The sequence below is a fragment of the Parapedobacter deserti genome, assembly GCF_042646065.1.
GTDB classification, from domain to species: domain Bacteria; phylum Bacteroidota; class Bacteroidia; order Sphingobacteriales; family Sphingobacteriaceae; genus Parapedobacter; species Parapedobacter deserti.
The window spans coordinates 1-24,150 of the sequence record NZ_JBHRTA010000059.1; the positions used below are offsets into that span (position 1 = coordinate 1).

Sequence of the window (24,150 nt, forward strand, 5' to 3'; positions counted from 1 at the left end):
TTTTTTTCCAGGCTCCCAAACCCCGCTCACAACCAACTAAACCCCGGAAAAACACTTCAATGAACAAACCCGATCCCTCAGAAACGGGATGCAAAAGTAAGACTCATCCGTTCAATTTGCAAACAATTGCAAGAAATATTTTCAGTGAACTTCGTTAAATCCTATAAATCAGGGACAAAATCATGTGATAAGGAAATTCTCATTTGAGACGTCCTTAAGCAACTAACCCCGGGGTTGCATTTGATGAGGTGCAGCCCGCAATAATGCTGCGAAAGCGACGTATTGAGCGCGGAAAGCGAATAAAGCGAGCCGGCTTTAAGATTTTATCTTATTTTTACGAACGTTTATTCAGACCGCATGGAACTCATTTACTATATCGACCTGTTAGGCACCATGGTGTTTGCAATTTCAGGTGCCATGGCAGCCATGCGGCATAATATTGACATTTTCGGGGCGGCGTTCACCGGTTTTGTCACGGCTATCGGAGGTGGAAGCCTGCGCGACATTTTTTTAAACCTGCGGCCAGTATGGGTAGACGACGGCAATTACCTGCTCGCTATATTGGCCGGCGTACTCATTGCTGTCCTGTTCAAAAGCGTACTTGGTCGATTAGCCCGGACACTTTTTTTGTTTGACGCGCTTGGAATCGGCTTTTTCACGGTAGTGGGTGTTCAGAAATCGTTGGCCTTCGACAGCAGTGGTATCGCCGCGGTCGTACTGGGCATGTTTTCTGCGGTAATGGGCGGTGTAATCCGTGACACCCTGTTGAATGAAACACCCCTGATCTTCCGTAAAGAAATCTACGCTACTGCGTGCCTTTCAGGCGCCATCCTGTTTGTTACGCTCAATAGCATGGGGATAAACTATAATCTCAATGCCTTTTTAAGTACGAGCGTTGTATCTATCATACGGATCATTGCGGTCAGGTACAAACTTGCACTGCCCATCGTAGGCGGATAACGTCGCATTCAGCGCCTTTTCTTGAGCGCCGGGAACTTCATCTTATAATCCACATCCACCTGCCCGCGTGAAATCGCATCCAGCTTACTTTTTATCATGGCTTTGCGCAGCGGACTTAGCTTCTCGGTAAACAATTTACCTTCAATATGATCATATTCATGTTGAATAATCCTCGCTGCCAAACCGGTAAAGGTCTTTTCGTGATCAACCCAATTTTCATCGACGTACCGGATCCGGATATCCGGATACCTGCCCACATCCTCTCGGATCTCAGGAATACTCAGACACCCCTCATTGAACAACCACTTTTCGCCACTTTCATCCAGCATCTCCGCATTGATAAAGACGCGCTTGAAATCCTTCAAGCTGGGTTCGTCATCTGCAAACGGGCTTGCATCTATTACAAACAGCCGGATGGAGCGGCCGATTTGTGGAGCAGCCAAACCGACGCCATGTGCGGCATACATCGTTTCGTACATATTGGCTATCAAATCCTGCAAATCCGGATAATCCTTATCGATTTCGATCCCTTTCCTTTTCAAAACCGGGTCGCCGTAGGCGATAATGGGTAACTTCATGGCACAAAGGTAGGGATTTTGCGGAAAAAGCCTATCTTTGGCTATGCCGGAAAAGTTAGCGGACAAAACGATTTTTTCCTTAGCGGAAGTTGCCAGAAGCATCCAGAAAACCGTCGCTGAACGCTATAAGAGCGCCTACTGGATAAAGGCAGAGATGAACAAGCTGAACTACTATTCCCACTCTGGGCACTGCTATCCCGAGCTGGTGGAAAAAAAAGACGGCAAGGTTATCGCAGAGATGCGTTCAGTGCTTTGGAGCGGCGACTATCAGCGTATCAACCAACGGTTTACAGCACTGATCAAGGAGCCGCTGAAAAACGGGATTACCATCCTTTTCCAAGCGACGATCTCCTATGATGCGTTGTATGGCCTTAGCCTGCGCATTCTGGATATAGACCCTGCATACTCACTCGGCGAACTGGAGCGCGAGAAACTGGAGAGCATCAGCCGGCTCAAACAGGAAGGGCTTTTTTACCGCAATAAGCAGCTTCCTTTTCCGCTTATCCCCAAGCGGCTAGCTATCATTTCGGTTGATACAAGTAAGGGCTATTCCGATTTCCTTAAAATTATCAACGGAAATCCCTGGGGTTACCGGTTTGAGCAGATGCTGTATCCGGCCTTGCTACAAGGCGACCGATCTGTCCGGTCCATTATCGAACAGCTTGCACGCATCGCGGAGCGTCGTGAAGCTTATGACGTGGTCGCGATCATCCGCGGCGGCGGCGGGGATGTCGGGTTGTCCAGCTACAACAACTATTTACTAGCCTCGGCCATTGCCCAATTTCCTATACCAGTACTTACCGGTATCGGCCATTCTACGAATGAAACGGTGAGCGAAATGGTAGCGCACCACAACGCAATTACACCCAGCGAGTTAGCCGACTTTCTCATCCAACGCTTCCATGCCGTTGCCGTTCCGCTAGCGCAGGCACAGCAAATGTTGCTACAAAAAACCACGCAGTTTGTCTCATTGCAGAAAGGGATGTTGGGCGACCGCGCCCAATACTTCCGTTTGCACAGCATCCACCTGCTAAATCAGCAACAAAAGGTACTTGAACTAACAACGATGCGGCTTAATATGGTAAGTAATACGCGTCTGCGGCAAGACCGGCAAGCCCTGCACCACCCTCACCAAGCGCTGAAAACAGCCAGTCTCACCTCGCTTAAACAAGCCCTTTCCGATGTGGCCGCAACCGAAAAATCCGTGAGGCTGCTGGACCCGCAGCAGGTACTCAACCGTGGCTATAGCATTACGCGGATCAATGGACGTGCGTTGAAGCAGGCGGATGGCACAACTGCCGGGGACGTAATTGAAACCTTTCTAGCATCGGGCCGCATCAAAAGCACCGTAACGGAAATAGATTCACACCACGATGAATAAAAATTACACATATACCGAAGCGTTTCAAGAGCTACAAACCATTGTGTCTGAAATCGAGCAAGGAGAAGTCTCCGTCGACGAACTTTCTGAAAAGGTAAAGCGGGCCGCATTACTTATCAACGTATGCAAAGCAAAGCTCTCCGCCACGGAAGAAGAAGTAAACCATATATTAGCGACCATGACAGATGAAGCCGAAATTTCAGCGGCGTCAGACGAAGACGAATAATAATCAATATGGCCGTAGTTCTTTATGGGGACGTCCGCTTAGAAAGACCTGTTTTATTGCATAGTGGTGGTCAAAAACAACCAGGTTAGCGGTAGTACCCGCGTGCACCCGTCCAAGGGCTTGAGCGCCGATAAGCGAAGCAGGATACAAAGACGCCATGCGCAACGCCTCCGCTAAGGGAATACCAGCATGGCGAACACAATTGGCGACTGCCTGCATCATGGTGAGCGCCGATCCGGACAGCGTACCATCCGGCAGTGTATATCGGTCGCCTTGGAATACGTGCGTATAGGTCCCTACCTGAACCGCGGTCACTGCGTCGGTAATCAAAAACATCCGCTCGCCCAATAACTTCTTGCTTATCGATAAAACCTGATAATCCACGTGGATACCATCTGCAATAATGCTTGCACAGGCTTGATCCGTTTGAAAAGCAGCTCCCGGCAAACCCGGATTGCGGTGATGGAAAGGGGACATCGCATTGAAAAGATGGGTCACCGCCCTGATACCGTTGCTAAACCCGGCCATCGCTTCGTCATAGGAGGCATTGCTATGTCCTGCCGATAGCAGCACGCCCGCATCCAGCAGCAAAGTGAGGGTCTCGGCGTCAAATCGTTCGGGGGCAATAGTCATCATCTTCAGGCACCCTTTCGCTGCGGCCAGCAGCGAGGCAATTTCCACTTTGTCCGGGTTACGAATGTATTCGGCCGGATGCGCCCCCCGCTTAGACGGATTGAGGTAGGGTCCCTCCAGGTGGAGGCCGAGCAACGCTTCATGTTGATAGAACGTCAGCACTTCCAACGCCTTGTCAACTACTTCCATGCTATTCGTGGCCATGGTAATCATAAAGCCCGTAGTCCCGGACTCAACCAGGGCGCTGGCGATTTCATCCATCGCACCTGCCGTAGGATCTGCAGAAAAAAGCTGGCCTCCTCCCCCGTATACCTGAAGATCAATGAAGCCCGGAGCCACATAACACCCTGCTGCATCGAAAACGTCGGCGTCGCCCGGGACCTCCGCCGGTCGGACGAGGTCTACAATCCGCCCATCCTTTATCAAAACCGTTTTGTCGTTGACCATGCTGTCACCGGTAAAAACGGTCCCGTTGGCAATTGCAATAAATGATTCCTTCAAAATAGTTTTATATTTACACCTGATTTTTGCTTCGATACCACAAATAAAGCGATTTTATCTAAGTTTGTCTATCTTTACCCAGTTAAATAACCGTTTATGCCATGTTAAAAGAAGAACGGCAAGCCTTTATCATCCATCAAATAAACTTGCACAACAAGGTCTTATCTTCCGACCTGAGTGTACAGCTCAATGTCTCTGAAGACACCATCAGGCGTGATCTCAACGAGTTAGCCGAAAATGGCAAAGTACTGAAAGTGTATGGTGGCGCGCTTTCCAAGTCATTCCAGTATCCATTTCAGGAAAACAATGTATATGCGCGGGACTCCAAGAAACAAATCGCAGGCAAGGCATTCAACCTGATCCAGAACGGGATGACGGTGCTCGCCGGGGGAGGCACAACCATGCTCGAACTGGCACGCATAGTGCCGGAGAGCCTCCAGTGCACATTTTTTACGATCAGCCCGTTGGTTGCTTTGGAGCTCGCTGAACGTACAAATGCCGATGTTATCCTTATCGGCGGCAAACTGTCGAGAAACACCAACATCAGCATCGGCTCGCAAGTGATCAACCAACTATCCGAAATAAGGGTAGATCTATGCCTGTTGGGCACCAACAGCCTTTCCGTAGAAGACGGCGTTACCGACTCTGACTGGGAGGTGGTACAGATCAAAAAAGCCATGATACGGTGTTCGAGCAAGACGGCTATTTTAAGTATTGCGGAGAAACTGAACTCAGTGCAAAAAATGAAAGTGTGTAGTTTGAACGCCATTTCATACCTTGTCACAGATCTGGACCCGAAGCATGCGCTCCTCGCAGGATTCAGTAAGGTCGTCGAGGTTGTATAGCAGCCGTTGTGCCGATGAATATTCCGTCACTACCCGGTTTCGACCCCGAAGCTTTCAATAGGTATTTAAAAAACGCTGGATGGCTGATGGTTGCCCGGGTGGGCACCATCTTCCTCAGGATGGTCGTCACCGCTATTGCAATTCCCAACTACCTGGGCAGCACCCAATACGGGGTGATGAACTACCCTTTTGTGTTTGTGTCCTTCTTTGCCGCGGCCTGTGCCTTAGGTATGGACAGCTTTGTCACCCGCCAGTTGTTGCAGCAACCGGACAAGCGAGACACGATATTGGGCACTGCGTTCAGGCTCCGGTTGGCGGCAGGCATTTTCGTACTCCCCGTTATTTACGCTGCTTACCTACTGATCGCCCGCTTCAGCGCCGAGCCGCTTACTGCTCCCTTCCATTATATTGTGATCGTATCGCTTACCTGCCTCTTTCAGTCGGTCAATATAATCGACTGTTTTTTTCAGGCCAGGGCCCAGGGCAGGTACATCATGTATGTGCAGGTCGGGGCGAATCTCCTTTCGGCCTTATTGAAGCTTGCGCTTATCGTATGGGAAGCAAGCATAGGCTGGTTTATATGGGCACTGTTATTGGATGCCGTTTTTCTTGCCATCGGCTACGTTTACCTGTACCAACGCAAGGGCAACCGTTTAACTGACTGGAAATTCGAGACTGCTTCCGCTAAGCATCTGCTCCGTTATTCCTGGCCACTGGCATTTTCTTCCGTAGCCATCATTCTCTATATGAAAATCGATCAGCTCATGCTCGACGCATACCTGGGTGAAGCAGCCTTGGGTGTCTATTCGACGGTCGTGCAACTTAGCGAGGGCTGGTATTTTGTGCCCATGGCCATCGTGACCGCACTCTTCCCTGCCATCATGAATGCCCGGCGGGATGATCCTGCCCGCTATCAACGGCGGTTGCAGCACCTATACGAACTTATGACGGTCATCAGCGTCGCTATTGCCGTATTGATGACGGTGGCATCGCCGTTCATTTACCGGTATCTCCTTTATAGACCCGAATATGCTGCAGGCGCACAAGTACTTTCCGTACACGTATGGGCAGGTGTGTTCATGTTTCTGTATGTGGCGAGCGGCCAATATCTTTTGGCCGAGGGGTATACTTCCCTTTCACTGGCGCGCGCACTCACCGGGGCAGCGGTCAATATCCTTCTCAACGTTTGGTGGATCCCTGAATATGGCATGATTGGTGCGGCATATGCCACACTGGTAACATATGCCAGCACCGCGCTATTTGTTATCTTTGTGCCCAAAACGCGGGCTCAGGGATGGATGATATTGAAAGCGCTCTTTTTTATCCCGACAATTCGGCGTTTAACAAGACGATAAGTTTGCAAATAACCACATGCCAAAGATAATTTTTGACACATCAATCGGCACGACCAATCTCGGCGACCACATCATCATGGATTCGGTATACCGGATAGCGGACGAGCTCTTCATTGATGACTTTGTTATCAACGTACCGACCCACTTTTCGATACACCCCAAAGACCTCCCCAAACTCCGTAAATACGACATGGGCATCGTTGGTGGAACCAACCTACTGAAGAACGACACGCTGAGAAGCAGCCAATGGAAGGTAGGTGTCAAAGATCTGATGGTGCTGCATCATAAAGCGGTCCTTTTAGGAGTCGGATGGTGGCAATACCAAGAGAAACCCGTCTCCGTCTATTCAAGAATGATGTATAAGGGGCTATTGTCGCAAAAATATCTCCACGCCGTTCGGGACAACTATACCCTGCAGAAACTCAACGAGATGGGTATCAGAAATGTGATCAATACCGGATGCCCCACGGTATGGGAGTTGGATGAACCCCATTGTTCACAAATCAACCCTGCAAAACGCGATATCGTCGTCACAACAATCACCGACTATATGCGCGATGCCGACAACGACCGCCGCATGCTCGAGATCCTAAAGAAAAACTATCGTGAGGTTCACGTGTGGATACAAGGTTTAAAAGACCGAACCTATATTGAGAGCCTGGCACCTGATATCCATTACATAGCACCGAAGCTGTCCGCCTTTGATGCATTTCTTGAAAAACACCCTTGCGAATACGTGGGGACACGCCTGCACGCCGGCATAAGGGCACTGCAGAAGAAGCGTAGGGCCATCATCATCGGCATCGACAACCGGGCGCTGGAAATGCGCAATGACATCGGCCTGAACGTCCTCGAACGCCAGCGGATAGAGCTACTTGAGGAAAAAATTCACGAAGAAATGAGCGTCAGGCTGTACCTCAACGACGAAGCGATACAGCGATGGAAAGGACAATTCAAACCATAAGCTGAACACGTTGATTACCAAATTCAAGAAGCTATATAACCGATCCCTGTTCCAACCCCGCTTTTTCGGGTTGCTGTTCAACCTTTTTTTTATCAACAGGAGTGGCCTCTACAAGGGTGTTTTCCTGTTGCTGTTGCCGACAAACATGAACCATAACAGCGTAATAGTTGTAAAAAGACCGCTAAGCTAACCTGTAACCTCATGAACGCCGATTCGCCCACGCTTACCGTTATTACCGTTGTATACAACAACGTACGCGATATTGAGCGCACTATTGCGTCCGTTGTCCAGCAAACCTATCCAGCAATTGAATACCTCATTATCGACGGCGGTTCGACCGACGGCACGGTTGATGTTATCAGACGCTATGAGGACCGCGTTGCGGCTTGGGTCAGCGAGCCAGACAAGGGAATATACGATGCCATGAACAAAGGATTGGCCATGGCCAACGGCGAATACGTCTTGTTCATGAATTCAGGAGACGAGATTTACTCACCCAATACCGTGGCTGAAGTATTCGGTTCGGCCCCTGGTGCTGACATCTACTATGGCGAAACCGAGATGTACGACGAACATTGGGAGTCACTCGGCCTGCGCAGGCATGCCATCCCCGAGCGGTTTACCTGGCGGAGCTTCCGTTACGGCATGAACATCAGCCATCAGGCGATATACATCCGCCGGGCCATCACAGGTCCGTATGATCTGCAATACCAATTGAGCGCAGATATCGATTGGATCATCCGGGCGGCCAAACAGGCCAAAACGATCGTCAATACCCGTCGCATCGTAGCAAAATACCTCGTGGGCGGAATGTCCAAAAAGCGGCACTGGCGAAGTCTCAGGGAACGTTTTCGTATCTTCAGCAAGTACTATGGCCTGCTGCCGAATATTGTCAATCACGTTGTCATTGCGGCCAATCTGATCGACTATTACATCCGTCATGGCAAAACAAACGACTAAACTATGGGACAGCTGACACCGGAAGAAACAATGCAGGCACTCATGACCACCAGAATGCCATTCGGTAAATACAAAGACTCGTTGATCTGCAACCTTCCGGAAGCTTATCTCGTGTGGTTTCACCAAAATGGTTTCCCGAAAGGCAAACTGGGCATGTTACTGGCCACCATGTATGAGATCAGGCTCAACGGCCTGGAATATCTGCTTGCGCCGCTGCGAAACAAATTCAAGGGGCATTAATGGCCTCCCAACAGCTTAAACACTCCTTCGTTTTCCAAAATCCAGAGACCGATGCGATCGTCGGTCACACCGGCACGCAGTCGGTAGTCGAAGACAGGCCGGCCGGCCTCCATGCGCGTAGGCAGGTAGCTAAATACGACCTGCCGATTGGCGTCCAGCGCCTGCGCCACTTCGACGATATGGGTGGAAATGATAAAAAATCCCTTATTAAGCGCCGTAAAAGCCTGCACAACGCGCAGGGAACTGTCGTGTGCGTCTTTGACGTTAGTACCGCGGAATAGCTCATCAAAAATAACCAGCAGCCGATCCGACTGAACGATTTGCTCCGCTACCAGCTTGACGCGCTTCACTTCATGGTAGAAATGGCTATAGCCGGCATGAATACTATCTGCGAGGTTGATGGTGGTGATCAGTCCACTAAGCACACAAGTTTTCATCTGACGTGCGGGAACCGGAAACCCCAGATGAGCAAGGTAAACGGCCACGCCGATGGCTTTCATCAGGGTGGATTTGCCCGACATATTGGCGCCTGTGATGAAACTCACGCGCCGGTGGGTATCCAGTGCCAGATCATTGGGCACCGGCTCGCTCAGCAAGGGATGGTAGACACCTTCAAAGGTAATCGACTCGTCCTCCCGAAACTCGGGAAACGTGAGTTCCATGGTCCGGGAAGCCCGCGCCACAGCGTAGTACGCATCCAGCAGGTAAAGGGTCTCCAGCAGGGCAAGGGACGTCTTGTATAGTTGTTTCCGGAAAACGAAGTCGATGCGCTCAACCGAATAACGACCTACAGTGCTTCCTGACGAATTGAGATAGCCGCTTACCAATGGATGTTCGGTAAACTCGTCCAGCAATTCGTTAAGCCGGGCAACCAGCGGTATGCTGCTGCCATCTTCATAAGTTTCACATAGTTGCTTGATAAATAAAAGGACGTCAAATGCCTCGGTTACGCCGCGGCGCTTGGCATAATACGCCTCGGTGGGCGAAAAGAAATGCTTGACGACACTGCAGACACCATTGAACACGGAAAAGGACTTGGGGCGATCCGGCCTTTTCAGGTAATAGTCTACAAAATCTACCGTGGTTTTGTCAAACCTGAGTTCTTCCACATTGTCCATCAGGAACCGGATGGTGCCAGCACGCTCCTCCAGCTGCGCCCGATCGGTCAACGGCGATTGAAACATGTCGCGCAGCACATCCTCGCCACCATAGGTTATGGTTTGGTTGAAACAGGAAAACACGCCACGCTGCCCCTCGTCAAGCAATTGCAAGTCAACAAGGGTTTGCCGGTCAACGAAAAAATCGCCCATGGAACAAACTTAGTCAACTTGTCATCGATTTACAAACCCGAACCGTTAACTTTGGCGATATGAACATTCTGCTGGTTGAAGATGACAGCCGCATCAGCGATTTCGTCATCAAAGGATTGGAAGAAGAAGGGCACGCCGCGGCGTTGGCCACGACGGCCGAATCTGCGCGAGACCGGATACAGGACGAAACATGGGACCTCATCCTGATGGACATCATGCTGCCCGGCATCGACGGCGTGCAGCTTACCAAGGTGATTCGCCGCCGCCACAACCAGACGCCCATCTTGGTGTTGAGCGCACTGGATGGTCCAGACGACAAGGTACACGCATTGGACAGTGGTGCAGACGACTACTTGGTAAAGCCTTTTCATTTCAAGGAGCTGCTCTCCCGCATCAATGCGCTGGTGCGCCGCGCCAATCTGGCGCATGGCAACGAAAGCCAGCAATACGTCAGCGGCCCGTTGCAGGTCAATACCGCTGAACATAGGGTGATTGTACACGGGGAACTGGTCGAACTCTCCCCTAAGGAATACAAACTGCTGCGCTATTTGCTGGAACACCGTGACCGCGTGGTGTCGCGCACACAGCTGCTAAACGCTGTTTGGGGCATCAACTATGACAACAGCACCAATGTGGTCGACGTCTACATCTCCTACCTGCGGGCCAAAATCGAAAAGAAAGGAGCAAAATTTATCCACACGGTAAAAGGCGCCGGTTACCTGTGGAAAACACCCCAATAACCTGCTGACACATGTCTATCCGCAACCGACTCATGCTGATTGCTTCCCTCACATTCGGGGTGGTCTTTACCGTGGCCGCTTTGGTCGTCTATTACAGCTTTCACGTCACTTCGGAACGCATCATCTTCAGCGAGCTCCAAAAGACCGTCCTGCTTTCGGCCATGTTTTATCTTGAAGAAGACGAATTGTCGGCACGCGAGCACCGCCGCATCAGTATTGACTTCGAGAGTGAAATGCAGCAGACAGATGTAAAAGTATACGACGAAGACAACCGCCTCCGCTACGGCAATGGGCAGCTGGCAGAGCAGGCGACGCCCGCCATGCTACAACGTATCCGCGAAGAAAGGCGTGTGCAATTTAAAGCTTCTGACTATTACTGCACAGGCATTTACTACCCGGACAATCAAGGAGACTTCGTGGTTGTGGTAACAACCAGCAACGCTTTTTTCACCTCGCAGAGCAATCGGTTGCTATTGATGATGGGTGCCGCATTAGCCATTGGTTTGGCCATCATCTTCCTCCTCAGTTACTGGCTCTCGCGAATTGCTTACCGCCCGATCTCATCGGTTATTCATCAGGTAAATCACCTTCAGGCAGACAATCTGGATACCGCTCTCCTACTACCGAAAGCGAAAGATGAATTATATGATCTGATCAGTACATTCAATAAATTGCTTTCCCGGCTATCCGAGACCTTTACGATCCAGAAGAACTTTGTCAATTACGTTTCCCACGAATTCAAAACGCCGTTGGCTGCCATTACCGGCAATTTGGAGGTGTTCGCTCAAAAAGACCGGACAGCCGGTGAATACCGGGCAGTCAGCCAAACCGTCTTGCACCGGGTCGCCGAGCTGGAGCGCATCCTGAATAACCTGATGATGCTTGCAGGGCTCCGCGATTCGTCGGATGAGCGCGGCACATTCCGCCTCGACGAACAGCTATGGGAAGTGCTGGATGCCATCTTCGACCGTTGGCCGAATGCCAAATCGCTGATCAACGTGACTGTCTCCGTAGAGCAGCCCGAGCTGTTGCTGGTTAAGGGGAACGGCAATCAGCTGAAGATGGCCTTGTACAACCTGATCGACAATGCGGTGAAATATGCCGACAGCCAACCCATTGCAGTTGCACTTGTCAATGAAAATGGCGCGTTGCGGCTGACCATACAGGACAAAGGATATGGCATATCGCCCGATGAACTGCAACGCGTGCACCAGCCGTTCTACCGGGGCAGCAATGTTGGTGATACCAAGGGCAGCGGCATCGGCCTCTCACTGGCCGTGCTGATCTGCAAGCAGAATGACGTGTCATTTTCACTCACCTCGGTACCGGGCCAGGGGACCAAGGCAACACTCCATTTTAGGCAACTTTAACCCCACTCTAAGCCCACTCTAATGTTGCGGCGTTACCTTTGCCGCCATCATGAGCGGGAATCATCACTTTACTTATATTATCATCATTATGCTATGCATGATGGTATCGTCGGGTTATGCCCAGCCCATCCCCGATACCCTGATGATGAGCCGTACTGAAGCTGAGGCCACTTTCCTGCAGCGAAACCTACGGCTGCTGGCGGGCAGGCTGAACATCGACGAAGCGAAAGCACAGGTGATACAGGCTAAGCTCTGGCCCAACCCATCGCTTTCTGTCAGCGAGGTAAACCTGTGGTCGAACCATGGCGCTGAAGCACTTGGCCGCATATCCGCCAACTGGGGAAATCATGCGCAAGTGGCTGTAGATATCGAGCAGCTCATCCTTACAGCCGGTAAGCGCAAGAAGCTCATCGCCGTTGAGGAGACCGGTGTAGCCATCGCCGAACAGGAGTTCGAAGACTTGTTGCGCAGCCTGAAAGTGGAATTCAGGGAGCAGCTTGCCGAACTGCACCGCACCCAGCAGGCAATCGCCATTCACCGGCAAGCCCTTGGCCAGTTGCAGCAACTGCTAAGTGGATATCAACGGCAAGTGCAGGCAGGCCACGTAAGCCGCAGCGAATACATGCGGCTTAAAGTCTCAGAGGTGGAATTGATGAAAACCATCGACGACATCCGCCGGGAAAACGGCGAGGCCCAGCGGGCGCTCAAAGCCCTTATGGGTATTGCCCCGCAACATGCGCTGATGCTGGCCGATGCGCACGTGCCGGACATTCCTGTCAATGCCATCAAAGCGCTTGACGTCTCCACGGTGGCCGAATGGGTACAATCTCACAACGCAGCGCTCAAAGCCATGCAGCTGGGCACCACCCAGGCCGAACATAACTTAAGCTACGAACGTGCCCAACGTGTGCCTGACCTCACCCTCAGCGCGGGCTATGACCGTGGCGGCAACATCATGCGCGATTTCGTTGGTATCGGTCTTTCTATCGACCTTCCCTTCTTTCACCGCAACCAGGGGCAAATCAAAGCAGCGCAGCTCCAGGTGGAGCAACACCGCCTGTTAGCCGAAAACACAAAAAACGAGATAACCGCCGCCGCCGTTCAGGCGTGGAAAGATTTGCTGAACACCATCGACCGCAAGGAACACATCGGCACCGGATATGACACCGACATGGCCAAGCTGCTGGAAGGTTACCACAACAGCTTTGCCCAGCGCCATATCAGCCTGCTGGAATACCTCGATTTCCTGGACGCTTACCTGACCACCAAAGCGAACCTGCTGGAAACCGATAAAGAACTGCTGATGCAATATGAAACGTTAAGGTACCACGTCGGCGACCAGCTTCCCTAATGGCATGCAGAAACAAACAATGACGATATGACCCATACAATAAAACATTTCAGCTGGACCATGCTGTTATTCATCGCTGCCTGCGGCCAGCGAGAGCAGCTGGTAGAAAACAAACCGGAAGGCTTCTGCCTGAGTGAAAACCTACGTCACCAACTGGTGGTTGACACCTTGCATGAGCGGGACATTACCCAGCACGTCACCCTTACGGGTGAGGTTTCGTACAACCCAGACCATGTCGTGCAATTCGTCAGTTGGGTGGAAGGCGTGACCGTGCAGACCCATTTTTCTTTGGGAGATTATGTGAAACAGGGACAAGTGCTGGCTACCATTAAGAGTCCAGCGCTTAATACCCTGCTGACAGAAAAAAGGAGCTTACAATCCCGGCGGCAACTGTCCGAGCGCGAGTTCGCTGCCGCCCAAAGCCTATACCAAGACAACATTGCGTCGGAGCGCGACCTGGTTGAAGCGCGGTCAACACTCGAAATGCTGGATGCCGAGCTGGCCAATATTGAAGACAACTTAGCACTCTTCCGCCCCAACCCTGCTCAGGGCGTCTTTGAAATACGTTCCCCATCGAGCGGCTACATCGTGGAAAAAAACATCAATCCCGGCATGCCCATCAACGACGGCGACAATCTCTTTACCGTTTCGGGCCTTGGAGAGGTGTGGGTAATGGCAAACGTATACGCCTCGGATATCCAGTTCGTTCAGCAAGGAATGGAGGTCGCGATCCGGACACTGGCCTATCCCGGGGATGTATTTTACGGGCGCATTTCGGCGTTACCCCAGGTATTTGACAGCGAAGAGCGGGTACTCAAAGCGCGTATCGTCATTCCCAACGACGGCTTGAAGCTGAAGCCCGGCATGTCTGCTGACATCTCAGTGGAACGCCGCAGCGGGGGTACGGCGGTAGCCCTGCCTGCCCGCGCGGTCATCTTCGATGACAACCAGTATTTCGCCGTGGTATATCGCGGCGACTGCGATGTGCAGCTCCGGCGGATCTCGTTCCAGACACGCGACGACCAATGGTATTTCGTGCAGGAGGGACTGGAAGCGGGTGAGCGTGTCGTTTCCCAAAATCATTTACTGATCTACGAAAGAATTAAAAGATGAACCTGCTACGTCATCCGCGAAAAGGTGATGAACGTGCAGACTCCAGCCAGCCGACAGGTAGGTATAAGCATAAAAACCACTACTACGCATGAAGAAGTTTGTCCAGGGCCTTGTTTCGTTTTCACTGAAAAACACGTTTATCGTTTTCTTCTTCACGGCCTTGCTGTTGGGTGTCGGCCTGTACTGCCTGGTCCACACCCCGATTGAGGCCTACCCTGACGTCACCAACACCCGTGCGCGCATCATCACGCAGTGGCCTGGGCGGAGTGCAGAAGAAGTGGAAAAGTTTGTCACCCTGCCCATATCCAAAGAAGTAAACACCATACCGCGGAAAGCCGAAGTGCGCTCCATCTCGCTGTTCGGCCTATCTGTAGTAACCATTATTTTTGACGACGGTGTAGACGATTTCTATGCCCAGCAATATGCATCCAACCGCTTACAGGGCGTAGACCTTCCGGAAGGAACATCGGCAGAGATCGAACCCCCTTCAGGAGCCACCGGCGAAATCTTCCGCTATGTGGTGAAAAGTGATCTGCCCATCAAGGAAATCACGGCCATACACGATTGGGTTATCGAACGGGAGCTGGTAGCCGTGCCTGGTGTGGCCGATGTGGTAAGCTTTGGCGGTGAGGAAAAAATCTACGAAATCAAGATCAACCCCACGGAACTGGTTAACTATGATCTTTCGCCCCTTGATGTTTACGAAGCGGTGAGCAACAGCAACATCAACGTCGGGGGCGACGTCATCCAACGGGGAGACCAGGCTTATGTCGTGCGTGGCATCGGCCTGCTCGACAAGCTGGAGGACATCGAAAACATTTTGATCACCGTGAAGGGAAGTACCCCCATCTTGGTAAAACATGTGGCCAACGTGCAGGTATCCGCCAAGCCCCGGCTTGGTCAAGTGGGCCTGCAGGACGACGATGACCTTGTGCAGGGCATCGTAATTATGCTAAGGGGCGAAAACCCCGGTGATGTCATTGGCCGGTTGAAAAATAAGATAGCCGAACTCAACGACCGCATTCTGCCGGTCAACGTCAAAATCGAGCCATTCATTGACCGTACCGAATTAGTCGATGCCACCGTGAGCACCGTGAGCAAAAACCTCATCGAAGGCATCGTGCTCGTGTCGGTCATCGTGTTTATCTTTCTCTTCAATTGGCGCACAACACTGATTGTCGCGTCGGTCATCCCCTTGTCGTTCCTGTTTGCCATCATCATGCTGCGCATCCAGGGGCTGCCGGCCAACCTGATCTCCATGGGCGCACTGGACTTCGGGCTACTTCTAGAGGGCACCCTGGTTATTGTGGAGAGTGTATTCGTAGGCCTACGCAAACGCGCCGAATTGGTGGGCATGCAAAAGTTTAACAACTCGATTAAGCTGGGGGTGATCAAGAAAAGCGTAGCAAGCGTGGCCACCTACGTCTTTTTCGCACAGTTGATTCTCATCGTGGCCCTGCTGCCTATCTTTTCGTTTCAGAAAGTGGAAGGCAAGATGTTCTCTCCCCTGGCTTTTACGCTGGGGTATGCGCTGTTGGGCTCACTGATTCTCAGCCTCACTTACGTGCCGGCTATGTGCAAGTTATTGCTCCGGAAAAACATCCGAGAAAAGGAAAATTTCATCTCCAAGGCGTTCCACCACGGTGCGGCGCGTCTGTTCGGTTGGAGCCAACGTTACCGAAGAGCTACGCTCTGGGGGTTTTTTCTGCTGCTGCTGCTCTGTGCGGTACGGTTTGTTTTCTACGGTTCCGAATTTATCCCCAGCCTCAATGAAGGCGCCATCTACGTTCGCGCCACGCTGCCCAATAGCGTCAACCTGGATGAGTCTGTTCGGCTGGCAAAAGAGATGCGGCAGAAGCTGCGGAACTTTGATGAGGTGGAATTCGTGATGAGCCAGACCGGTCGGCCAAATGACGGCACCGACCCGACGGGATTTTTCAACATCGAATTCCATATCCAACTTTTCCCCGAAAAGGAGTGGAAGCGGAAGGTCAGCAAAGAAGCCCTGCTCGCGGAGATGCGTGCCCAGTTGGAGACCTATCCGGGCATCAACTTCGGGTTCAGCCAGCCGATCCAGGATAATGTTGAGGAGTATGTGGCCGGCGTAAAGAGTTCACTGGTCGTCAAAATCTTTGGCGACGACCTGTACCAGCTGGAAGACTACGCTGGCCAGGTGGAACGTGTGCTGGCAACCGTACCGGGGATTACCGACCTGAAAGTCTATGAAAATATCGGACTACCAGAGCTTCGCATCCAGCTCCATGACCATAAAATGGCCCGCTATGCCGTCGCCACTGCCGATGCACAGGCCGTGGTGGCCATGGCCATCGGCGGACAGGCCGCCACACAATTCTACGAAAATGAGCGGATATTTGACGTGCGCCTGCGTTTCCAGCAGGCCTACCGTAACGATGACATCAAAATCGGCAACATTCAGATCCCAACGATGGATGGCAAATCCGTCCCCCTGCGTGAGATTTCGACCATCGGATTCCATACCGGGCCAGCGTTTATTTACCGCGAGGGCAGCAGCCGCTACATCGGCGTGGGCTTTAGCATCGAAGGCCGCGATCTGGGAAGCACCATCGCCGAAGCGCAGCAGCGCGTTGCTGAAGAGGTAAATATTCCCAGAGTCAATAAAATTGAATGGGCCGGTGAGTTTGAAAGCAAAGAGCGGGCCTCCCGCCAGCTTGCCGTGGTCGTCCCGGTGGTGCTTATCCTAATCCTGTTTCTGCTGTATTTCAATTTCGGAAATTACCGGGACACCCTGGTTGCCGTGGGCGCAATCCCATTTGCATTTATCGGCGGCTTTCTATCGCTGTGGGCCACCGGTACCGTATTCGGCATTTCGGCAGGCATCGGCTTTATCATCCTCTTTGGTGTAAATACCATTAACGCCATTATATTGATTGCCGTGATGAAAGATAACCTGCGAAGAAAACTGCCATTGCCGGAAGCCATCAGGCAGGGTGTTGAAAGCCGCATCCGCCCCATCGTGATGATTGCGCTGATGGGATCGATGGGACTGCTGCCGGCTGCGCTATCTACCGGCATGGGCTCAGAAATACAGAAACCCCTCGCCATCATGATCGTCGGGGGATTGCTGGTCTGCATGCTGCTTTCCTTTACCGTGTTGCCGCAGTTATTTCATTGGATGTACCGAAAAGAAGAAAAGGCGTCAGCCTCACAGTAGCGAAGCAAGAAGAACGCAGACGTTTTTTATCTTTGGGTGAACACATCGGCCATTGATGTGTTGACTGAACGATATGAGACAATTGTTACACTTAATGGCTTTCATGCTTACTGCGCTGTTTTTTTTCTCATGCAAAGAAAAGACCGCCGACCCACATGGTGACGCCGTGAAACGCAGGGCAGATTCACTTCAGCAGGTAAGGAAAGCCGAGGAAGCAGCGCAGAAACGATTAAGAACCGCAGCAGACATAACGCTTACCAAAAACCTTGCTTTTGATAACTATACCTTGGAAGACGAGTATCCATATAAAGATACCATCCGTATATTCCAATGGGACACCATCAAGGAAAAATTAGCGTACGTAGCGAACTTCCAACGGGAAAAAAAGCGTTATGCGATATTACAGAATTACAAAAACTGGAACGGCGAAGCCCCGGTTGTTGCCAATTTCGTACGGAATGCCTACAAGCGAGTGTCCGATACGTTAGGCAATGAGCGCTACCAGTCTGCCCCCCTGTATCGCGAGGGCGACCACGACACGCCAGCGATATATGGCCGCGACGGGTCGCTGGTGGAGCTGCTGAGCAGCGATACGATTCCCATGGTCAAGATCGCTGGTATATCGTTCGATGGGATCTGGGAAGTGCCCAGACGGTACGTGAAGACCCTGGGAGATACCGTAAGTTTTGACCAGGTGGTCGTCATCGATGTAACCAACCAAAACATCTGCACGATTGAACGTTCAGGTGCGGACTCCTGGCAGGTATTGAGCATGAATCCCGCCACAACCGGGGTACATAAGCCCCCGTATTCGATGGAAACGCCGCTGGGAATATTTGTGCTTCAAGAAAAAAAAGCCAAGATGTTTTACGTAAAAGACGGCACCAGCATCATCAAGGGCTATGCACCTTATGCCAGCCGTTTCAACAACGGCGGATATATCCATGGCGTACCTACCAATCATCCTGAAGCACCGATCATCGAATACAGCGCTACCCTAGGCACCGTACCACGGTCGCACATGTGCGTACGCAACGCGTCATCGCATTCAAAATTCATTTATGATTGGGCCAAAACCCTGCAAACGTTAATTGTTGTAATTGATTGAGTTGGCTTAGGAATGCCGTTTGACATTATTTAACACATTGTTACCCATATTATCCTTACCTTTGTAACCGAAGCAAAGGAATGTGTGTATGAATAAGTTATTGACGGTGGTGTTGGTCGCGGTCCTGGCGGGCTTGGGCTTTCATCAATATCCGGCCCGGCCAGAAGTGGAAAACAACATCGGAAAAGCGGAGCAACTGGACTCCATCCGCCCGCAGCCTGAACAATCCGAAACCCAGAAACTCTACGATAGTCTACAACTCCAATCGGTGCTCAACTACGAGGCATTCGAACAGGCGATGGCCGGATATACGTCCATCCCAGCCAAAAATAAAGACATCCTGACGGTAATTGATTTTACGTTGCCTTCTACCGAAAAGAGGATGTATGTGCTGGATATGAAACGCAAAAAGCTGCTGTTCCATACCATCGTGTCACATGGGCGGAATAGCGGAGAAAAGTATGCTACCAAGTTTTCCAACAGGCATGGTTCACATCAAAGCTCGCTGGGATTTTACCTGACGGACGCCACATACCAGGGAGGCAATGGCTATTCCCTTCGGCTGGCTGGTTTGGAGCGGGGCATCAATGATCAAGCCATGGCACGCGCCGTCGTTATCCACGGTGCGGATTATTGCAGCGAACGCGTGATCCGTGCTACGGGGAGGTTGGGGAGAAGCTATGGTTGCCCGGCATTACCGCGGGAGCTCAACAAACCAATTATCAATACCATCAAAAACGGATCGTTGCTTTATATTTACGCCGGCAGCGAAGAATACATGGCCAGCAGCAACATCTTAAAGAACAGTGCCACCAAACCGACCAATACGGTGCTCGCGCATCATGAACGGACAGCACCGGTACGTTCGCAGGTATCCGGACAAGCGGTAAATTAGACGGAGGTGGGTAGCGCTATTCCTTATCCCTTGTATTGCGGACCAGGGAAATACCCGATAAAAAGAATATAAAACCAATGACGCCCACCACGATCATCTCGCGCAACCGGTCGCTCTCCTGCACGGCCATTACGCCGGTATAGATCAGCCCACCTATTCCCAGAATGGTGAGGAGGGTACCAAAAATTCGCTTTACGTTCATATCGATCGTTTTTTTATGTAAACCTGTTCAACATCACTGCAATATCTGTGCCTGAGCGTCGACTCGGGTCGGGATCGCATCCCGGGTAAAAGACAAAACAAAAACGCTTTATTACGAAATTTTCGTAAAAATTTGCTTTGATAATTAATTTACTATAATTTCGTAGAATTATTAAAAAATCGGAACTATGAAAATAAAATGTTTGGGTTTTCTACTGTTCAGCGCCTCCCTGGGTATAACCGCTGCTAACGCGCAGCAGCAAGGTGAACCGGCTTTAGCCCGGGTACTTTATGAGTTTACGCACATCAATGACACCCTGCAACCTGATAAACCTCACAAAGAAGAAATGGTCCTTTACATCGGGCAGCATGCTTCATTATATGGCTCCTTTGCAGGCGAGCGGATAAACCAGCAACTCAAAAAGCAGTTTGAAGATCCGGCGTTCGATGGCAACCTTACCATCACAGGCAGCGGCCGCACCACTCCGGAGTCGTTTTACCGCCATCCGGTTGACCGCCCGTTCAAGCTGCTGCACCGCGTGGCCGGCCAACTGTACCTTGTTACGGAAGACTACCCCTCCATCGATTGGCAGATCGCCGATGAGAGCAAAGACATTGGTGGCTATACGGCTCAAAAGGCCACAGGTTGGTTCGGGGGCCGCCACTATACGGCTTGGTTTACCACGGATGTACCGTTCCAGGCCGGGCCGTGGAAGCTTCATGGACTGCCTGGGTTGGTGCTCGAAGCAGCTGACAGCCGCGGCCACGTAGCCTTCCGATATGCCGGCTTTGAAACACTGGAAGACGGCATAGCTATGGTTGCCATACCTGAGCACGCGATTCCCTCCAATAAAACGGCGCTGAACAAATTGGTAGAAGCGTATAAGAAAAATCCCCAGGCCGCGCACCATGCGCGGTCCGGGGCCGGAGCACCGAGCGGCGGGGGCGGCGCTGCCTTTTCGATCGCGGGCAGCCAGGGCAATACGCTTTCCTCCATCGATCCTTCGCGCATTAAAAGCATTAACGTAAAGAAGGATGATACGCAGGTATCTCACGAAACAAACAATCCTTTAGAACTGGAACCGGAAACACGATGATGAAACGACTGGCTATTCCGGCATCGGGTGCCTGTCTGGGTTCGCAGGCCGATGCCCAAGCAAAGCACAAGTCATGCTTGGAAAAAGCCGCGAGGACCGGCGCCTTAGAAACAGCAACCCACCGGAACTGACGGACAACACCAAAGCCGGCATCGGCAACAATCGGCTTTTCACATGATGCGCTTCTTCTGCTTCCTTTGCTGCCTCTTGAGCGTAGCAGCAGCCTGGGCCCAACAGCGGGTGGAGGGCTCGCTGAAAACGGAATCCGGCAAGCCGGTGCCTCATGCCAGCGTGACCCTCCGCAACCCACAGGGCCGTATCGTAGCTTTCAGGGCCAGCGACGCTGCGGGCCGGTTTTACTTTATGCTGCCTGCGAATGCCATTTCGGACAGCCTCCGCCTGTCGGTCAACCATCTGGGCTATGCCAAGGTAGATATACCGCTGACGGCTGGCCGCAACGGCTATGACATTACCATGAAAGAAAAGCCGATCGACCTGTCCGAAGTTGAGGTCAAAAGCCGTCCCCGCATCGATGCGCGGGGTGATACGCTCAGCTATGACGTCGGCTCCTTTGCCAAGGCCGAAGACCGCAGCATCGGGGATGTGCTGCGCCGCATGCCGGGCATGGAGGTGAGCGAAAGTGGACAGATCAAGTACAACGGCCAAAACATCTCCAACTTATACATCGACGGCGACGACCTCCTCAACGACAAATACAGCATAGGCACGAAAACCATTCCCCATGCCATGGTGCAAAAGCTGGAGGTGCTCCAAAACCACCAACCACTGAAGGTCCTCCAAAACAAGGCGCTGAGCGACCGCGTGGCACTCAACCTTGTCATCAAGGATGAAGCCCGTCTTAAGCTCACCGGCCAGGCGAAGCTGGGGGCGGGCCTGCCGCACCAGTACGACGGCGAGTTGAACACGATCCTCTTCAACAAGAAGTATAAGATGCTAAACGTAGCCAAGGGCAATAACATAGGCGATGATCTGGCAGCGGATTTCACAGGGTTCAACGTTGCCGATATGCGTTCGGCAGCCGGCAATTCGCGCCCCGGGGGCCTGCTTTCGTCCGGCACGGCAGGCAGCCCGCCACTACCCAAACAGCGCTACTACCTCAACAATTCCGGATCGCTCAACCTAAACAACCTGGTAAACCTTAAAAATGGCCTCCAACTCAAAACGAACATCAATGGTATGATCGACGGAAACGACCTCGCTTACAACAGTTTTACCGAGCTGTACCTCGCCGACGACACCATAAGTTACACCGAGCGGCAAGACATCGGCCGCGATCCCTTCCTCACCGATGTGAGCTTCGCGGCCATGGCCAATGAAGAACGGTACCACTTCAACAATGTGCTCAACGTGGGCTATTCAGGCGAAATGGGCACGTCCGCCCTGATGAGTAACGAGATAAACATCTCGCAGCGCCTGCGCAGCCGCGTCCGCAATTTCTCCAATACGCTGGAATATACGCCCGCGTTGAAGAACAGCAATGTCATCAACCTGTATTGGCACCTCAATCACTACAACCAGCCACAGCAGCTGGCCATCGCCCCGGGCATCAACGAGGACATCCTGAACCAGGGCATGCCCTTTACCGGCATCCATCAAGCCACAGAAATACCCACCTGGTTCAACCGGGTTACGACTTCGTACCGCCTGGCCAACACGGCCGTCAAACAACGGTATCGCGTAGGCATGGTCAACGAATGGCAGCACCTCCGTTCGGCACTCCGCCTCACACAACAGGACGGCACAGCGCTTCCATACACCGGCAGCAGCGACAACGACCTGCGCTGGCAACGGCACCAGCTATTTGCCGACGGCACCTTTGAATATAAAAAAGGACGATGGGAATCGGCTGTCACCCTTCCCCTTACCGGTCAGCGCATTGCATACCGCGACCAGCGCTTCAGCCTCGATGAACAACAGGCCCACCTGCTCTTCAATCCCCTGCTGCGGGTAAAATTGATGACCACCGTAGAGGACTACCTCTCCCTCAACTATGCGTTTGCTAACCAGATGGGCAACATCAATGGGGTATTCCGTGGCGCCATACTGGCCAACTACCGGAGCCTACTGGCTAATGACGCGGCCCTTCAGGGACGTCATGGCCATACCGTGGGTCTCCGCTACAATTTCCAGCGGGCTATCAGCCTGCTTTTCATAAACGGCGGCATCAGTTATAACAGATCGGGTGCCAACACCATTGCCGCCAGTATCGCCACTGACAACATTGAACGCACCGTACTGCTCCCCTTTGAGAATGACATAAGCAGCTTCAGTGCCAACGGCGGCATCAGCAAGTTTATTTTTGCGCTCGGCGCCACGGCCAGTCTCAAAGCCTCTTGGAGTACCTCGCGCTTTAACCAGTTGCTCAATGATGAGCTGCTGCCGTTCAATAATATCGCCTTCATGGTCGAGCCCGGCGTAGAGGCAAGGCTTTTTGGCAAAGTCAGCATCACCTATAGCGGTGCGGGTACCTGGACCACCAGCAAGCTCGTCATCGGCGAGGCCACCGGGCTGGTAAATGACCAGCGCCTGCGCATGGTTGATCAGTCAGTCGGAATCAGCTATTCCCCCCTCCGCAATACATTTCTGCGCGTCAACGGCAGGCACCAATATACCCGCCAACCTACCCTCCGAGACATCAGCTACCTCTTTGCCGATGCCAACCTGCGTCACCGGGTTCAACAATGGCGTACCGACCTGGAGCTCAACATCACCAACCTGGCCAACATCACCGCTTATGAGACTTACTCCCTATCGGCCAACCGATTCGGTTACCGCCGCTATCAGTTGCGCGGCAGGATGGCCGTTCTGAAGTGTGTGTTCAACCTGTAGCGTTGCAGAAGAACCAAACTTTTTCCATTATCCCCTGTTGGCATAGCGGAGGGCAACCTGTTATGACGAGCAACAAGAAACAACACCCATCTGACGGAGAAAAACAAAACGGGAGAGGGATGTCCGAAAACGATCGCGCTGCGCACACCGCCTTCGACAAGCTTCAGCAGTATGACGACGCTGAGGAGCAAGCAGACACTCCTGAAAAAAACGATCCGGAAGACGACGAACGCGCCGAATGAAAAAACCACCGCCGATTCACATCGACGGTGGCGAACC

The 24,150-nt window shown here is 52.0% G+C and carries 22 protein-coding genes; 18 read left to right on the forward strand and 4 right to left on the reverse strand.

The genetic code is table 11. The annotated features are described in order from the left end of the window. Window positions 1–357: 357 nt before the first annotated feature. Complete coding sequence (locus ACFOET_RS18595; RefSeq protein ID WP_379025477.1) at window positions 358–960, forward strand: trimeric intracellular cation channel family protein; 603 nt, start codon at window positions 358–360, stop codon at window positions 958–960. A gap of 8 nt (window positions 961–968) precedes the next feature. Here ACFOET_RS18595 and def read toward each other — a convergent pair whose 3' ends face one another. Continuing rightward, window positions 969–1,538 carry a peptide deformylase gene (def, locus tag ACFOET_RS18600; RefSeq protein ID WP_379025479.1) on the reverse strand — a complete coding sequence of 190 codons (570 nt, stop codon included), beginning with the start codon at window positions 1,536–1,538 and terminating at the stop codon, window positions 969–971. A gap of 43 nt (window positions 1,539–1,581) precedes the next feature. On the opposite strand from def, the gene xseA reads away from it, so the two are divergent. Beyond that, entirely contained in the window at window positions 1,582–2,919 is a 1,338-nt protein-coding gene (gene xseA, locus ACFOET_RS18605; RefSeq protein ID WP_379025481.1) for an exodeoxyribonuclease VII large subunit, read from the forward strand. Beyond that, the gene (gene xseB, locus ACFOET_RS18610) at window positions 2,912–3,145 is read left to right on the forward strand and encodes an exodeoxyribonuclease VII small subunit (protein ID WP_379025483.1); all 234 of its coding nucleotides are present in this window, start codon (window positions 2,912–2,914) and stop codon (window positions 3,143–3,145) included. Before xseA ends, xseB begins: the two co-directional genes overlap by 8 nt. 3 nt (window positions 3,146–3,148) lie before the next feature. Here xseB and nagA read toward each other — a convergent pair whose 3' ends face one another. Then, complete coding sequence (nagA, locus tag ACFOET_RS18615) at window positions 3,149–4,279, reverse strand: N-acetylglucosamine-6-phosphate deacetylase (RefSeq protein WP_379025485.1); 1,131 nt, start codon at window positions 4,277–4,279, stop codon at window positions 3,149–3,151. 101 nt (window positions 4,280–4,380) lie between these two features. Here nagA and ACFOET_RS18620 point away from each other — a divergent pair, with 101 nt between their 5' ends. The 5 genes from ACFOET_RS18620 (at window position 4,381) to ACFOET_RS18640 (ending at window position 8,643) form a co-directional block, all read left to right on the forward strand. Then, complete coding sequence (locus tag ACFOET_RS18620; protein ID WP_379025487.1) at window positions 4,381–5,124, forward strand: DeoR/GlpR family DNA-binding transcription regulator; 744 nt, start codon at window positions 4,381–4,383, stop codon at window positions 5,122–5,124. A 14-nt stretch (window positions 5,125–5,138) separates the two neighbouring features. Beyond that, a complete protein-coding gene (locus ACFOET_RS18625; protein ID WP_379025489.1) occupies window positions 5,139–6,479 on the forward strand; it encodes a flippase in 1,341 nt (446 codons plus the stop codon). A 16-nt stretch (window positions 6,480–6,495) separates the two neighbouring features. Then, window positions 6,496–7,443 (forward strand): polysaccharide pyruvyl transferase family protein, encoded by a 948-nt coding sequence (locus ACFOET_RS18630; RefSeq protein ID WP_379025491.1) that lies wholly within the window; start codon window positions 6,496–6,498, stop codon window positions 7,441–7,443. A gap of 201 nt (window positions 7,444–7,644) precedes the next feature. Then, entirely contained in the window at window positions 7,645–8,403 is a 759-nt protein-coding gene (locus tag ACFOET_RS18635) for a glycosyltransferase family 2 protein (RefSeq protein WP_379025493.1), read from the forward strand. A gap of 3 nt (window positions 8,404–8,406) precedes the next feature. Continuing rightward, window positions 8,407–8,643, forward strand: a complete 237-nt coding sequence (locus ACFOET_RS18640) for a DUF3820 family protein (protein ID WP_379025495.1) — start codon at window positions 8,407–8,409, stop codon at window positions 8,641–8,643. On the opposite strand, the gene ACFOET_RS18645 is transcribed toward ACFOET_RS18640, so the two are convergent. Continuing rightward, on the reverse strand, window positions 8,640–9,953 hold the full coding sequence (locus ACFOET_RS18645; protein WP_379025497.1) for a MutS-related protein: 1,314 nt from the start codon (window positions 9,951–9,953) through the stop codon (window positions 8,640–8,642). The genes ACFOET_RS18640 and ACFOET_RS18645 overlap by 4 nt on opposite strands. A 59-nt stretch (window positions 9,954–10,012) precedes the next feature. Between ACFOET_RS18645 and ACFOET_RS18650 the strand changes: the two genes are divergently transcribed. The 7 genes from ACFOET_RS18650 to ACFOET_RS18680 all read left to right on the forward strand — a co-directional run bounded on the left by ACFOET_RS18650 (window position 10,013) and on the right by ACFOET_RS18680 (window position 19,723). After that, window positions 10,013–10,693 carry a response regulator transcription factor gene (locus tag ACFOET_RS18650; RefSeq protein ID WP_379025499.1) on the forward strand — a complete coding sequence of 227 codons (681 nt, stop codon included), beginning with the start codon at window positions 10,013–10,015 and terminating at the stop codon, window positions 10,691–10,693. 11 nt (window positions 10,694–10,704) lie between these two features. Beyond that, window positions 10,705–12,063 carry a sensor histidine kinase gene (locus ACFOET_RS18655; RefSeq protein WP_379025501.1) on the forward strand — a complete coding sequence of 453 codons (1,359 nt, stop codon included), beginning with the start codon at window positions 10,705–10,707 and terminating at the stop codon, window positions 12,061–12,063. Between the two features lie 49 nt (window positions 12,064–12,112). Next, window positions 12,113–13,414, forward strand: a complete 1,302-nt coding sequence (locus tag ACFOET_RS18660) for a TolC family protein (protein ID WP_379025503.1) — start codon at window positions 12,113–12,115, stop codon at window positions 13,412–13,414. Window positions 13,415–13,441: 27 nt separating this feature from the next. Then, window positions 13,442–14,527 carry an efflux RND transporter periplasmic adaptor subunit gene (locus tag ACFOET_RS18665; protein ID WP_379025505.1) on the forward strand — a complete coding sequence of 362 codons (1,086 nt, stop codon included), beginning with the start codon at window positions 13,442–13,444 and terminating at the stop codon, window positions 14,525–14,527. An 88-nt stretch (window positions 14,528–14,615) separates the two neighbouring features. After that, window positions 14,616–17,720, forward strand: coding sequence for an efflux RND transporter permease subunit (locus ACFOET_RS18670; protein ID WP_379025507.1), 3,105 nt, complete (start codon window positions 14,616–14,618; stop codon window positions 17,718–17,720). 73 nt (window positions 17,721–17,793) lie between these two features. Further along, window positions 17,794–18,828, forward strand: a complete 1,035-nt coding sequence (locus ACFOET_RS18675; protein WP_379025509.1) for a L,D-transpeptidase — start codon at window positions 17,794–17,796, stop codon at window positions 18,826–18,828. 88 nt (window positions 18,829–18,916) lie between these two features. Further along, complete coding sequence (locus ACFOET_RS18680) at window positions 18,917–19,723, forward strand: murein L,D-transpeptidase catalytic domain family protein (RefSeq protein ID WP_379025511.1); 807 nt, start codon at window positions 18,917–18,919, stop codon at window positions 19,721–19,723. Between the two features lie 16 nt (window positions 19,724–19,739). On the opposite strand, the gene ACFOET_RS18685 is transcribed toward ACFOET_RS18680, so the two are convergent. After that, window positions 19,740–19,925, reverse strand: a complete 186-nt coding sequence (locus tag ACFOET_RS18685; RefSeq protein WP_379025513.1) for a hypothetical protein — start codon at window positions 19,923–19,925, stop codon at window positions 19,740–19,742. A 187-nt stretch (window positions 19,926–20,112) separates the two neighbouring features. Between ACFOET_RS18685 and ACFOET_RS18690 the strand changes: the two genes are divergently transcribed. The 3 genes from ACFOET_RS18690 (at window position 20,113) to ACFOET_RS18700 (ending at window position 24,113) form a co-directional block, all read left to right on the forward strand. Beyond that, window positions 20,113–21,021: a GLPGLI family protein gene (locus tag ACFOET_RS18690; RefSeq protein ID WP_379025515.1), complete on the forward strand. Its 909-nt coding sequence runs from the start codon at window positions 20,113–20,115 to the stop codon at window positions 21,019–21,021. Between the two features lie 174 nt (window positions 21,022–21,195). Beyond that, window positions 21,196–23,871, forward strand: coding sequence for a carboxypeptidase-like regulatory domain-containing protein (locus ACFOET_RS18695; RefSeq protein ID WP_379025517.1), 2,676 nt, complete (start codon window positions 21,196–21,198; stop codon window positions 23,869–23,871). A gap of 62 nt (window positions 23,872–23,933) precedes the next feature. Then, on the forward strand, window positions 23,934–24,113 hold the full coding sequence (locus ACFOET_RS18700; RefSeq protein WP_379025519.1) for a hypothetical protein: 180 nt from the start codon (window positions 23,934–23,936) through the stop codon (window positions 24,111–24,113). Window positions 24,114–24,150 lie beyond the last annotated feature (37 nt).

Excerpts from the sequence above, each read along its gene's own strand:
- ACFOET_RS18680 (WP_379025511.1), top strand. The coding sequence starts at position 18,917 with ATGAATAAGTTATTGACGGTGGTGTTGGTCGCGGTCCTGGCGGGCTTG.
- xseB (WP_379025483.1), top strand. The coding sequence starts at position 2,912 with ATGAATAAAAATTACACATATACCGAAGCGTTTCAAGAGCTACAAACC.
- ACFOET_RS18700 (WP_379025519.1), top strand. The coding sequence starts at position 23,934 with ATGACGAGCAACAAGAAACAACACCCATCTGACGGAGAAAAACAAAAC.
- ACFOET_RS18670 (WP_379025507.1), top strand. The coding sequence starts at position 14,616 with ATGAAGAAGTTTGTCCAGGGCCTTGTTTCGTTTTCACTGAAAAACACG.
- ACFOET_RS18690 (WP_379025515.1), top strand. The coding sequence starts at position 20,113 with ATGAAAATAAAATGTTTGGGTTTTCTACTGTTCAGCGCCTCCCTGGGT.
- ACFOET_RS18630 (WP_379025491.1), top strand. The coding sequence starts at position 6,496 with ATGCCAAAGATAATTTTTGACACATCAATCGGCACGACCAATCTCGGC.
- ACFOET_RS18645 (WP_379025497.1), bottom strand. The coding sequence starts at position 9,953 with ATGGGCGATTTTTTCGTTGACCGGCAAACCCTTGTTGACTTGCAATTG.
- ACFOET_RS18685 (WP_379025513.1), bottom strand. The coding sequence starts at position 19,925 with ATGAACGTAAAGCGAATTTTTGGTACCCTCCTCACCATTCTGGGAATA.
- ACFOET_RS18595 (WP_379025477.1), top strand. The coding sequence starts at position 358 with ATGGAACTCATTTACTATATCGACCTGTTAGGCACCATGGTGTTTGCA.
- ACFOET_RS18625 (WP_379025489.1), top strand. The coding sequence starts at position 5,139 with ATGAATATTCCGTCACTACCCGGTTTCGACCCCGAAGCTTTCAATAGG.
- xseA (WP_379025481.1), top strand. The coding sequence starts at position 1,582 with ATGCCGGAAAAGTTAGCGGACAAAACGATTTTTTCCTTAGCGGAAGTT.
- ACFOET_RS18655 (WP_379025501.1), top strand. The coding sequence starts at position 10,705 with ATGTCTATCCGCAACCGACTCATGCTGATTGCTTCCCTCACATTCGGG.
- ACFOET_RS18650 (WP_379025499.1), top strand. The coding sequence starts at position 10,013 with ATGAACATTCTGCTGGTTGAAGATGACAGCCGCATCAGCGATTTCGTC.
- ACFOET_RS18660 (WP_379025503.1), top strand. The coding sequence starts at position 12,113 with ATGAGCGGGAATCATCACTTTACTTATATTATCATCATTATGCTATGC.
- ACFOET_RS18635 (WP_379025493.1), top strand. The coding sequence starts at position 7,645 with ATGAACGCCGATTCGCCCACGCTTACCGTTATTACCGTTGTATACAAC.
- ACFOET_RS18620 (WP_379025487.1), top strand. The coding sequence starts at position 4,381 with ATGTTAAAAGAAGAACGGCAAGCCTTTATCATCCATCAAATAAACTTG.
- ACFOET_RS18640 (WP_379025495.1), top strand. The coding sequence starts at position 8,407 with ATGGGACAGCTGACACCGGAAGAAACAATGCAGGCACTCATGACCACC.
- ACFOET_RS18665 (WP_379025505.1), top strand. The coding sequence starts at position 13,442 with ATGACCCATACAATAAAACATTTCAGCTGGACCATGCTGTTATTCATC.
- ACFOET_RS18695 (WP_379025517.1), top strand. The coding sequence starts at position 21,196 with ATGATGCGCTTCTTCTGCTTCCTTTGCTGCCTCTTGAGCGTAGCAGCA.
- ACFOET_RS18675 (WP_379025509.1), top strand. The coding sequence starts at position 17,794 with ATGAGACAATTGTTACACTTAATGGCTTTCATGCTTACTGCGCTGTTT.
- def (WP_379025479.1), bottom strand. The coding sequence starts at position 1,538 with ATGAAGTTACCCATTATCGCCTACGGCGACCCGGTTTTGAAAAGGAAA.